Here is an 11,925-nt window from a genome sequence, read left to right as displayed (position 1 = left end):
AAAACTATAAAAAGGTGTCTGTCATGAGTTGTCTGATTTGTGCGGGGGGCGCTGAGCGCATTCATTGCCAAGGCCCATGGGAAGAACGCGATTGTCCGGACTGCGGGCGCTATCGCGTGGCCGACGAACTCTTGCTGACCCTGATTGAGCAGGGGCAAATCTTCGATGTCGGCAAAACCCGAGGCTGGCTCGACAGTCGCCGCGCCGAGGTGGCGATCCCGTCGATTGAGGTGCATGAAGCGCTGCTCGTCGGATGATGGCGGCGCGCCAGCACGTCGCATCCCTTAATCCGACGTTAGCTGGTAACCTGCCGCCCGATTATCTGCAGCTCTCGGGAGCCTCTCATGACTGGCCTTTACGCCGCTTTTCCTCCAGACCTGGCTCCTGGCAATGTTTCGGCGGCGCAAACCGCGCTCTCCGACATCGAGCTGCTGCACAGCATCAGCGTCAGCCTGATCGGCGAGCAGGATCGCGAAGCGCTCTACGGCAAAATCGTCGATGCGGCGGTGTTCATCACCGGTTCACAGTTCGGCACAATGCAATTGCTCTGTACGCCGGAACACGGCGCCGGCCATGGTGGCGAGCTGCAATTGTTGTACGCCCATGGCCTGCCGGCCGAGGCGGTCGGTTTTTGGCATTACGTCAGCCCGGCGGCCTATAGCAGTTGCACCTTGGCGCTGAAACTCGGCCAGCGCGCGATCATTCCCGATTTCGAACAATGGGCCGACATTGCCGGCACCGAAGACCTGCTTGCGTTCCGCCGCACCGGTATCCGCTCGGCGCAGACCACGCCGTTGATGTCGCGCGATGGCCATCTGCTCGGCATGATCTCGACGCACTGGAACAAACCGCACCATCCCTCCGAGCGCGATTTGCGCCTGCTGGACATTCTCGCGCGCCAGGCCGCTGATTTGCTCGAACGCACCATCGCCGAAGAGGCGTTGCGCGAAGTCGAAGAGCAGCAACGGCAGACCGCTGCGCGTTTGCGCGAACTCAACGAGACCCTCGAACAGCGTGTCGCCGAGCGCACCGCCGAATTGATGCAGGCCGAAGAGAAACTGCGCCAGTCGCAGAAAATGGAAGCGGTGGGGCAACTGACCGGGGGCCTCGCCCACGATTTCAACAACCTGCTGACCAGTATTTCCGGTGCGCTTGAGCTGATGAGCCGGCGCATCGGCCAAGGGCGCCTGAGCGAAGTCGACAGGTACATGGTCGCCGCCCAAAGCGCGGCGAAACGTGCGGCATCGCTGACCCATCGCCTGCTGGCGTTCTCGCGCCGGCAAACCCTCGAACCGCACGCCACCAACGTCAACACGCTGATGTACGGCATGGCCGAGCTGATCCAGCGTACCGCCGGGCCGGGCATTGTCGTCGAGACGCTCGGCAGCTCGGAGCTGTGGCCGGCGTTTGTCGACAAGAGTCAGCTGGAAAACGCGCTGCTCAACCTCTGCCTGAACGCCCGCGATGCCATGCCCGATGGTGGTCGCATCACCCTGGAAACCACCAATCAGTGGATGAATCGCGAGGCCGCGCGTGGCATCGATCTGCCCGAAGGCGATTACCTCTGTGTCAGCGTTCGTGACACCGGTACCGGCATGTCGCCGGACGTTATGGCGCATGTGTTCGAACCGTTTTTCACCACCAAACCGATCGGTCAGGGCACAGGCCTCGGGCTGTCGATGATCTACGGGTTTGCCCAGCAATCCGGCGGGCAGGTGCAGATTCAATCGACGGTGGGTGAGGGCACGCAGGTGTCGATTTACCTGCCGCGCCATCATGTCGAGGCCAGCCAGGACGAACATGACGCTACCGATGAGTCCGTCGCGGCCTCGCAACTGGGCGAGACCGTGTTGCTGGTCGACGACGAGCCGACCGTGCGCATGCTGTTGGCGGACGTGCTGGGCGAACTCGGTTACACGGTGATCGAAGCCGCCGACAGCGTCGCCGGGCTGAAGCTGTTGCGCTCCGATGTGCACATCGATTTGCTGGTCACCGACGTCGGCCTGCCGGGCGGCATGAACGGCCGGCAACTGGCCGAAGCGGGGCTGCAATTGCGCCCGCAGCTGAAGACCCTGTTTATCACCGGTTATGCCGAGAGCGCAGTGTTTGGCGGCGGTCAGCTTGAGGACGGCATGCACGTGCTGACCAAGCCGTTTGCCGTCGATGCGCTGGGTGGTCGGGTACGCGAGCTGTTGGCGAAATAATCAGCCGCGCTCACGTTGTTCACAACGCTATCCCTTCACCACTAAAAGTCGGTTTTTTCAGGTTTTCCTGATGGTTTGCCGCGCCCCTCTGCCAGACAATCCCCCCGAAGCCGCACGATCCTCCTCGCGGAGGCCATTTCAAAAATGATCACGCCGGGAGTGTCGTTAATAGATGCTTGAGACAAAGATCAAAGTCGTTCTGGCCGACGACCATCCCGTTGTGCTGTTGGGGCTCATCGAGCTGATTGCGCGAGATGCGCGATTTGCAGTGGTGGGACAAGCCACAAGCTCGACGCAATTGGTCGCGGCAATAAACGAGCACGCGCCGGACGTGGTCATCACTGATTACCACATGCCGGAAGCCTCGGTTTACGGCGATGGACTGAAACTTGTCGGTTATCTGGCCCGACATTTTCCGCACATCGACATCGTGGTGATGACCATGATTGCCAACCTGGAAGTGTTCGCGCGACTGCGCAAGCTGGGTGCCAGCGTTATACAAAAGAAACACATGCTGATGAACGTGCAATCGACACTCGACAGATTGGCGAGCCCTGTATCTCGTGAGCAAAGCGCGGATCACTGTCCGTCGATGGTGACAGCTGCAAGTGCTGCCGATGTGGCACAGCAACGGTTAAGTGCGCGGGAACTCGATGTGCTGCGTTTGTATATGGCGGGCCTGAGTTTTCGCAGCATTGGCAAGGATCAGCGACTCAGCGTTAAAACGGTCAGTGCGTACAAGTTGTCAGCCATGAAAAAGCTGAGTGTCGTCAGTGATCAGGAATTGATTGGCTACTGCATTCGCAGTCGCATGTTTAATTAAATACCGGACGGTATTGTTGGGGTTAGAGCGATGGACATTCCCGCTGCTGAAAAAGTGCACTTGAAACAAAACTCGGTAGACGCGGCGCTGGTGGAGGGGGCGCACAGCATCGTCGCTGAAATCAGGCAGGCCACCGCCTCGGTTGCCGCCGTTCGCGAATCGGTTGTCGACGCGGCAGCCAACTTTGGCGTCAGTGTCTACTCGGCCAATGAAGACTTTTCCAAGGCGTACCGCCAGCTTTGCAGTGTCATGAGTGTGGCTGAAATCAAGCAGCGCTCAGCCATGCAGCAACTTGAAAAACAGACGCGCAGTGCGCTCCACGGCGTCATTGTCAAAGTCACTATCGCCATCGGTCTGTCCGCCATTGCCGGCGCGGCGATCGGCGCCGGTATCACCACGATGATGATGCATTAACGTTTTCTTCAACTTAAACCGGCATCGATTTGACAGTGGGTGCAGCCTTGAAAATATCTGAAGTGGAAATGGTCGAGCTGATTGACGCTATTGGCCTGGCGATTGTTCCTGTGATCTTCAAAGGCGTCGATAAGGACACGCCCGCTTATGTCATGCGTGAGCGCGCAAACGTCAATGCGGAGATCATGGGGCGTTTCGCCGCGATGTTGTATTGCGGTGACGAAGTGGGCATGGAAGTGCTGGATCTGATCGCGCATTTCACCGCTTACATGCAAGTTGAGCATCAACATTCGATGAAACGCTTTCTCGGCCCCGACGGTGGCATGAGCAAACTACGGCAAGCGCGGGCTAATAAAGGTTCGATCCAGTAACAGCAGGCTTAGTGAGAATCGTCCCGGTATTTTTAAGGTTTAGCTGATGTTCGCCGAACACCTGCTGCGCCTAATCTGGCGCGATGAAACTCAAGCAATTTCTGCAACCCGCCGACTCTTACTTTTCGACGCCCAAGGCCGCCAGAAGGTTGTTGCGACTGTTCGCGCAACTGCTGGTGCTGGGGACAATCGTCGGCGCGGTCATTTCAATCACCTCGATATTCAATAGCGAAATTTCCCGTCGCCAGGGTTTTATGAGCGACGCTATTGCCAATGCACGGGTGTTTTTTACCCAGCGTGAATCACTGCTCAAATGGCTGGTGCTGTCTGCGGTGAATGATCCGCAAGCCCCGGCAGGCCATGAAGCTGCTGACCACGCCAGCGGTTGGGGCGTGCGCCTGACCGGGCCGATGAATGACTATTTCAAAGACAATCGCCTGAACCTGCTTTACGTCCCTGAAGAGAAAGACAAGGGCGGTGAATACCTGAGTAAAGCCCTGCCGTTTATTACCCCGATTTCGCTGGATGTGCTGAGGAAGTTGCGCGCCCTCGATGATCAGGCGCCGGGTGCTGCGCGCGAACTCTGGCTCAGTGATCAAAGTGCATTTCCGCCGCGCTTGTACCTGTTCGGCCGAGTGGATTCGGCACAGGCGGAATCAGGCTGGATCGGTCTGGAAATGGACGCTGCGGATGTCTCCAGCAGCCTGCATGATGACCGCGCCGGGCAATTCATGATGCTCACCCCCCATGGCGACGTGATGATGAGCAGTGCGCCCAGCGATCAATCCGCGCCCGGTTCACCGATGTTGAAGATCGGCGAGGACTTCGGTTTATTCGGTGTCGGGGCTGTGCCGGATCAGTTGGTGATGGAAAAAAAGCTCGGTTACTCGGACTGGAAACTTTCCTACACCCTCGAACTGTATTCGTTGTTGAAGGTGCTCTGGTGGCCTCTTTGTATCTCTCTCGTTCTGGTTTTTCTCACAGCGCTGCTGGTTTATAAACTGGTGCACCGCATCGAGCGTCGTCTCATTACGCCTGCCACACAACGTATCGATGCATTGATCGAAAGCGAGGCTTTTTGCCGTGCCGTGATCCAGACCGCGCCGGTTGCGCTCTGCGTACTGCGCCGTGTCGACGGCACCGTGGTGCTGGAAAACCGCTTGTCCGAGCAATGGCTGGGCGAATGCTCCGGGCGCGAACGCCTGTGTCATCACTGGATTGACCAAGCCTTTGACGAAGAAGCATCGAACCTGACGGATGCGTTTGAGGCGGGCAACGGTCGGCACTTGTATGTCAGCTTCGCGCCGACCCGCTACAACGGCGAAGACGTGCTTTTCTGTGCCTTCAGCGACATCAGTTCGCACAAACAGGTGGAAGCTGCGCTGGCAATGGCCAAGCAGACCTCGGACACCGCGAACGAAGCGAAAACCTTGTTTCTGGCCACTATGAGCCACGAGATACGCACGCCTTTATACGGTGTGCTGGGCACGCTTGAGTTGATGGAAAAGACCGAACTGCGCCCGCAACAGAAAGCCTACATGCACGCGATCGGTAACTCGTCGGCGGCGTTGCTGAACCTGGTGTGTGATGTGCTGGACGTGTCGAAGATCGAAGCCGGGCAGCTGGCGCTGGAAGTCAGTGAGTTTTCACCGTTGGAACTGGTGCGCGACGTCGTACAAAACTACACGGGCGCGGCGCGGGGCAAAGGCATTTTGCTTTATTCGTTTATCGATCCTGACATGCCTTCGGTGTTGCACGGTGATGTAACGCGTATCCGCCAGATCCTGAATAACTTGCTGAATAACGCCGTGAAGTTCACCGAGAGTGGGCAGATCGTGTTGCGTGCGAAGTTGTGCGTCGCCGAGGGTGATGTGCTGGAAGTGCAATGGCAGGTGTCAGACACCGGCCCCGGCATTTCCCAGGAAAATCAGGCGTTTCTGTTTGAGCCGTTTTACCAGGCCGGTTGCAACACTAACGTTGTCGCCGGCACCGGATTGGGCCTGTCGATCTGCCAGCGATTGGCGGCATTGATGGAGGGGCGCGTGCGGGTGGTCAGCACGTTGGGGCTGGGCAGCAGCTTCACCCTCAGCGTGCCACTGGAAAACCTGCTGCCGGCGGATGACATCCTTTTGGCACCGGTGCCTTTGCAAGGTCTGGTGTATGTCTGCTCGCCGTCGCTGGCCATGGCGGATTACATCGCCGACTGGCTGCGCAAGTGGGGCGCGCGCGTGCAAACCGGCTGGCCCGCCAACACGGGCGGCGCAGAAAACGCCGTCCTGGTCGAAGTGCATCCCGCTGAGTGGCGGCCGATCTACCCGGCCTGGACTGGGCCGCGTGTGTTGATCAGCCTGGAAGAGCGCGAAGACGACAGTGCCGTGCAGTTGAATGACTTGAACGCCATCCGCGATGCCGTTCGAAAAGCGCAAGGCCGCAAGGCCATTGTCGACGAGGTGGTCGTCAGCGACGTAGTCGAACGACTGAACTTGAAGATACTGGTGGCTGAAGACAATCAGGTCAATCAGTCCATTTTGAAAGACCAACTGCAAACACTGGGGTGTGAAGTGGCGTTGGCCAGCGACGGTACGCAAGCGCTGACGCTGTGGCGGGGGGAACACTTCGATGTCGTTCTCACCGATATCAACATGCCGAACATGAATGGATACGAACTGGCGAGACAACTGCGCAGCATCGGTTGCACCGGGCCGATTATCGGCGCGACGGCCAATGCGATGCGCGATGAAGGTGAACGCTGTTTTGGCGCAGGCATGCAACAGTTGCTGGTTAAACCGTTCGGTCTGGCGGCACTTTCCAACTGTTTGCAACAGTACAAAAGGACTAGCACACGTGGCCTATAGCGTTTTAGTGGTCGAGGATCATCCCTTTCAGCAAAGGCATCTTCTGGACTTGTACGGCTCAATGCACGACATCTCGCTCATGGCTGCGCGCAACGGTGACGAAGCATTGACGCTGATGAAAACTCATCATTTCGACATGGTCTTGAGTGATCTGATGATGCCCGGCATGGACGGTCTGCAGTTTATTCAGCGGCTTGGGCATTTACCGTACAAACCTGCGTTGGCGATCATGAGCAGTGCCTCGCGGCGAATCATGATCAGTGCCAGTCTGGCGGCCAGAAGCCTGGGGTTTGAGGTGGTGGGCCTGATCTCCAAACCGGTGGATCTGATTGCACTGCGAACTCTGCACGACAAGATGCTAAAGCTCGGCGCCAGTGCGCATGCCCATAAAAAAATGCCGCAGGAGTTCGGCATCGCCTGTTTGCGCCATGCAATTGCCGACGGGCAGATACATCCCTGGTTTCAGCCGAAAAAGTCGATTGCCAGTGACCGCATTGTTGCGGCGGAAGCACTCGTGCGCTGGGCTCATCCAACGCTCGGAGTGTTATTGCCGGGCGACTTTCTATCGGAACTCGTGCGTCATAACCTTGAGGAAGAGTTACTGATGAGCGTCGTCTCTCGCACGATTGCCGCTCAGGCCTGCTGGCAGCAACAAGGTTACGACGTGCCGGTGACGATCAACTTGCCGACCCATCTGCTCAATGATGACGACTTACCCGATCGTTTATATGAGCGCGTACTCAGCGAAGGCGGGTTCCCCACTAAAATCGGTTTCGAGTTGATGGAAAGCTCAACCACCGATAATCAGGGACACTATTTCGCCGGTGTGTGCCGACTGCGCTTCAAGGGTTTCGGCCTGGCCCAGGATGACTTTGGCAAGGGCTACAGTTCCTATTTCAATCTGGCCTCGACACCGTTTACCGAGCTCAAAATAGACCGGTCGTTAGTCCACGGTAGTGTCGAGAACGAGCACCTCGCCGCGGCACTCAGCAGCATCGTCGCGCTCGGCAGGCAACTGGGTTTGAACGTGGTGGCTGAAGGTGTTGAAACAGCCGAAGAGCTTGCACTGCTGAAAAGAATGCACTGCGATCAAATTCAGGGGTTCCTTATTTCGAAAGCCATCGAGTCCGATCTGTTCTTACGCCTGCTTGGCGAAAATACCCGTGCACATTGCTGAACCATGCACGGCTCGCCTTTCAAAATAGCCACGTTGACTACTATTGAAGGGCGCCTGGCGCGTTACATCCTTTTCGAGGCGATTGATGAGAGCGGACACCCTGTTTGGAAAACTGGCTAAAAGCTCCACGCGACTCAGCGGCGGGCTTCTGCTGTCGTTGGGCGTAGTGGCGGTGTTGGTCCTGACCAACTTCAGGGCGATCATGCTTTTGCTGGGCGGCGAGGAAGAAAAGGCGAGGGCACACTTCACGCGAATCATCGAGAACGTTCGCGAGCAGGAAACGTTCCTGCAAGCAATCGCCGATAAAATGGCGACTACCACCGAACAGACGCTGACGGCTCCAGGCACCCTGAAACCCACTGCGCAATACAGCGACGTCGATCATCAAATATTTGAAGTCAGCGAAAGCAGCTTTTCTCTGCCATTTACCGTGGCCCAGCCAACAGGTCTGCGCGAGGGAAGCCTGGCGGTGTTGTCTTCTCTAGGCTGGCATCTGACTAATTACTACAGCCGCTTTTGGGCCCAATCCAATTTCCTCTCGCCACAGGTCTTCGCATTCAGTCCGGAAACTTCCGGCAGTATCGCCGTGCCGGCCATTGGCAAGTTCCGCAGCCAGACGTTTCTTTCATTGCAGAATTACAAGGATCTGGTGCAACAGATCAATCAACAGGTGGCGGCAACACCGATCTCTTCGACAACACCGAAAGTTCACTGGAGCCACGTGCCGGGGAATGCACAGGACATGGGCTGGAGTGGCAAAGTATTGGCCTACGTCGTGGGTGATTTACCGAGCGGCCCGATTCGCACGCAAAGTGGTATGGAACATATGGTGGTGGCCACTTTGCTGGACACTAAACGGCTAAGTGGCGTCGGCCGAAACACGGATTTGCCGTTTCATGGTCACTTCGCGTTGATCTCACCGAAGGGCGCCGTATTGACCGGGCTACTGGATACGCCGGTGCAGGAAGAAGGCCTGTTCTTCAGTGACAATGGCTTGTCGATCTCGGTGATTGATCAATCAATCAGCGGTCAGCGTTGGGCCGCGCAGTACTTCATTGATTACGCAAGCCTGCTCCGTTGGGCACTGTTTCCCTTGCTGCGATTGCTGGTGATATCGCTGCTATTGTTTGTCGCTTTCAGATGGCTGTACCGGACTTTCTACAACCGCATCGTGCTGCCGGCCAATAGCGCCCAAGTGCAACTCGTCGAAAGTGAGGCGTTCAATCAGTCGGTCATCGAGAATGGCCCAGCGGCGTTAATTGCCATTCGCCTGAATGATGGTGCGCTCGTTATCGAGAATCAGCAGGCACAGAATAACCGGCCGGTTTCTCAAGCCCTGGTCGAGATGCTGCGTCACCCTGCGACAACGCTTGAAGGTGAAGCGTGCATGGTGATGCAGGGCCGCTATTACCTGATCAACGCCTCGACGGCCAGGTATCAGGAACAGGATGTGCTGTTGTGCGCCTTTTCCGATGTCACGCAAAACCAGGAGTTCGCCGCGGCGTTGCGTGATGCCAAACGGCAGGCAGAAAAAGCCAACGAAGCGAAAACCATCTTTCTCGCGACCATGAGCCACGAGATTCGCACACCGCTCTACGGCGTTCTGGGCACCCTGGAACTTCTCGGTTTAACGCCTCTTGAAAAGAGGCAGCTTGAGTACCTGCAAACTATCCGTATTTCGTCATCGACGGTTCTGCAAATAATCAGTGATGTATTGGACGTTTCGAAAATCGAGTCAGGTGAAATGAAGCTCGACTCGATGATCTTCAATCCACTGGATCTCGCCGAAAACGTCATCTCTGCGCACGTTGCCAATGCCAGGGCCAAGGGCTTGCAGATTTACGCCTGCATCGATCCCGGCATCCCGAATGTGCTGGTAGGCGACGAGGTCAGAACCGCGCAGGTCATCAATAACTTTTTGAGTAATGCGATCAAGTTCACCAACATCGGCAGAGTGGTTCTGCGCTGTCGCGTGCTGAAAGATGAGGAACATCAAGTCACCCTCGAATTTCAGGTGGCGGATACCGGCATCGGCATCACTGCCGAGCAACAACGGCACTTGTTTGAACCGTTCTACCAGGCGCGCACCAGTAATCTGATCAGTGGCACCGGGCTTGGTTTATCGATCTGCAGCCGTTTCGCGGTACTGATGGGCGGCGAGATTACGGTCATCAGTGAGCCGGGGCTGGGCAGCAGTTTCACCCTGCGGTTAACGCTCGACAAGCCTGATGAAGCCAGTGCCCTGAGTCCGGACATTGACCTCGCAGGCATCGATGTTTACGTCCGCGCTCCGGCACGGGAAGTGGCCGACAATATCTGTGGATGGTTGACCCGTTGGGGATGTCGTGCAACGGCGTTCATGAACAAGTCAGCGGACGTCCATTCAGGCGCCGTGCTGATTGATGTGTTTGGCAGCGCAGAACGGCCCTTCCAGTGGTCGGGCAGAACGATTACTTGCCTGAGTGATGGTTCCCGGGTGGCGGAGCGCACGGACAACGGTTTACGCGTCAGCGCTCACTTCGTTAAAGCCATTGCCAATGCGCTGATGATGGAGAAAAACCAACAGAGTGTGACGGCTGCGGCGCCCCTGAACAGCGCCTGGCCGTCGCTGAATCTGAACGTGCTGGTGGCAGAAGACAACTTGATTAATCAGGCTATTCTCAAAGAGCAACTGGAGGCGCTGGGTTGTAATGTCCTGTTGGCGGGCAACGGCTTGCAGGCGCTGAAACTTTGGGAGCAAGAGCGCTTTGATGCGGTGTTGACCGACGTGAATATGCCTGTGCTGAGCGGTTATGAACTGGCCCGATCGATCCGTGAGACCGACAGCGATTTGCCGATTTTCGGTATCACCGCCAACGCCATGCGCGACGAAGGACAGCGCTGCCTTGCCGCCGGCATGAACGCCTGGCTGGTGAAACCCTTGAGCCTCGCGGATTTGCTCAGGGTGCTGGCGAGTTTGAAGTCCGAGGATGTTGCGGTTATAGCGCAACCTCCGGCCCGGCTTGTAAGCGCCGTGCCGATTGTCCTGTCCGAGGCGATGCGCGCGTTGTTTCACAGCACCATGCAGACGGATATGGCAAGTGCCCGATCCGCGCTCGACATGGCGCAAGTTGAGGAACTTGCGCAAGTGTTGCACTCGGTCAGCGGCGCCCTGGCAGTGGTGCGCGCTGATCAGTTGTCGGCGTCGTTTGCGCAACTGGAATACAAAGTACGTGACCAGCGTCTCGATGCCGAGTTGATCGGCGAAGTCGAACAAGCGCTGTCTGCACTGGAAGATTTAGTGGGTTCTTTATGATGGCTGCAAATCGATTCGAATTAATGTGAGTGCGCAATGAGCATGCAAAAAATCACCGTCGTCATCGCTGATGACCACCCGATTGTCCTGTTGGGCGTTCGCGAGCTCATTGAGCGTGATGGCCGTTTTCAAGTGATAGGGGAGGCGACCAGCTCTAGCGGACTGGCTGGACTGTTAGAGACTGTCAGGCCGGACATACTGGTGACCGACTACAACATGCCGGAAAACTCGATCTACGGAGACGGGCTGAAACTCATCAAGTATTTGGTGCGCAGCTATCCGTCGATGCAGATCCTGGTGCTGACCATGGTCTCGAACAACTTGATTCTTTCCAGGCTTTACGAACTCGGCGTGGCCGGGGTGGTGCAAAAGAGCCAGTTGCATGCGGAGGTGCAACGGGCGCTGGATGCACTTAGCCAAAAGCGTCGCTACAAATCCCCCGGGTTCAACAAGATCACCGTGGTCGAAAACAATCGCCAGATTGACGAACGACTTGCCTTGCTGTCCCTGCGTGAACTGGAAATCCTTCGGCTGTTCGTTTCTGGCATGAGCTTGCGGGATATCGCGATTAACCAGAACCGCAGCGCGAAGACTATCAGTAGCCAGAAAGTGGCGGCGATGCGCAAACTTGAAGTGGCCAGTGATCAAGACCTCATAACCTATTGTCTTGAGGCCAATTTGTTCCAATAAGTCCATCACCTGGATTGCTCTAATCCAGGTTTTTTCGTCACAACACCCTTCATTTTTCAGGATTGCCTGATAGCCCGGCTGTTTGTTCAAACGTAC

The 11,925-nt window shown here is 56.8% G+C and carries 9 protein-coding genes; all 9 read left to right on the top strand.

Translation table 11 applies throughout. From position 1 onward, the window contains the following. Positions 1 to 23: 23 nt before the first annotated feature. The 9 genes from ACIP1X_RS02220 to ACIP1X_RS02180 all read left to right on the top strand — a co-directional run bounded on the left by ACIP1X_RS02220 (position 24) and on the right by ACIP1X_RS02180 (position 11,829). Positions 24 to 257 carry a hypothetical protein gene (locus ACIP1X_RS02220; protein WP_212544476.1) on the top strand — a complete coding sequence of 78 codons (234 nt, stop codon included), beginning with the start codon at positions 24 to 26 and terminating at the stop codon, positions 255 to 257. An 87-nt stretch (positions 258 to 344) separates the two neighbouring features. Then, a complete protein-coding gene (locus ACIP1X_RS02215) occupies positions 345 to 2,204 on the top strand; it encodes an ATP-binding protein (RefSeq protein ID WP_400748887.1) in 1,860 nt (619 codons plus the stop codon). A gap of 172 nt (positions 2,205 to 2,376) precedes the next feature. After that, the gene (locus tag ACIP1X_RS02210; protein ID WP_159812124.1) at positions 2,377 to 3,027 is read left to right on the top strand and encodes a response regulator transcription factor; all 651 of its coding nucleotides are present in this window, start codon (positions 2,377 to 2,379) and stop codon (positions 3,025 to 3,027) included. 30 nt (positions 3,028 to 3,057) lie between these two features. After that, positions 3,058 to 3,441, top strand: a complete 384-nt coding sequence (locus tag ACIP1X_RS02205) for a hypothetical protein (RefSeq protein ID WP_400748884.1) — start codon at positions 3,058 to 3,060, stop codon at positions 3,439 to 3,441. Between the two features lie 47 nt (positions 3,442 to 3,488). Continuing rightward, the gene (locus ACIP1X_RS02200; protein WP_400748882.1) at positions 3,489 to 3,812 is read left to right on the top strand and encodes a hypothetical protein; all 324 of its coding nucleotides are present in this window, start codon (positions 3,489 to 3,491) and stop codon (positions 3,810 to 3,812) included. Between the two features lie 83 nt (positions 3,813 to 3,895). Further along, on the top strand, positions 3,896 to 6,667 hold the full coding sequence (locus ACIP1X_RS02195; RefSeq protein ID WP_400748879.1) for a response regulator: 2,772 nt from the start codon (positions 3,896 to 3,898) through the stop codon (positions 6,665 to 6,667). Beyond that, a complete protein-coding gene (locus ACIP1X_RS02190) occupies positions 6,657 to 7,844 on the top strand; it encodes an EAL domain-containing protein (protein ID WP_256671825.1) in 1,188 nt (395 codons plus the stop codon). The genes ACIP1X_RS02195 and ACIP1X_RS02190 overlap by 11 nt, the downstream gene beginning before the upstream one ends. Positions 7,845 to 7,929: 85 nt before the next feature. Continuing rightward, entirely contained in the window at positions 7,930 to 11,139 is a 3,210-nt protein-coding gene (locus ACIP1X_RS02185) for an ATP-binding protein (protein WP_400748877.1), read from the top strand. A 42-nt stretch (positions 11,140 to 11,181) separates the two neighbouring features. Then, entirely contained in the window at positions 11,182 to 11,829 is a 648-nt protein-coding gene (locus tag ACIP1X_RS02180; RefSeq protein ID WP_159812139.1) for a response regulator, read from the top strand. The last annotated feature ends 96 nt before the right edge of the window (positions 11,830 to 11,925 follow it).

Source organism: Pseudomonas sp. NPDC088885, assembly GCF_044750025.1.
Classification (GTDB): Bacteria; Pseudomonadota; Gammaproteobacteria; order Pseudomonadales; family Pseudomonadaceae; genus Aquipseudomonas; species Aquipseudomonas rustica.
The sequence above is the reverse complement of the archived record's forward strand: the minus strand, read 5'-3'. Positions and strand labels throughout refer to the sequence as shown.

Coding starts and splice junctions, on each gene's coding strand:
- ACIP1X_RS02220 (WP_212544476.1), top strand. CDS start 24: ATGAGTTGTCTGATTTGTGCGGGGGGCGCTGAGCGCATTCATTGCCAA.
- ACIP1X_RS02215 (WP_400748887.1), top strand. CDS start 345: ATGACTGGCCTTTACGCCGCTTTTCCTCCAGACCTGGCTCCTGGCAAT.
- ACIP1X_RS02210 (WP_159812124.1), top strand. CDS start 2,377: ATGCTTGAGACAAAGATCAAAGTCGTTCTGGCCGACGACCATCCCGTT.
- ACIP1X_RS02205 (WP_400748884.1), top strand. CDS start 3,058: ATGGACATTCCCGCTGCTGAAAAAGTGCACTTGAAACAAAACTCGGTA.
- ACIP1X_RS02195 (WP_400748879.1), top strand. CDS start 3,896: ATGAAACTCAAGCAATTTCTGCAACCCGCCGACTCTTACTTTTCGACG.
- ACIP1X_RS02185 (WP_400748877.1), top strand. CDS start 7,930: ATGAGAGCGGACACCCTGTTTGGAAAACTGGCTAAAAGCTCCACGCGA.
- ACIP1X_RS02180 (WP_159812139.1), top strand. CDS start 11,182: ATGCAAAAAATCACCGTCGTCATCGCTGATGACCACCCGATTGTCCTG.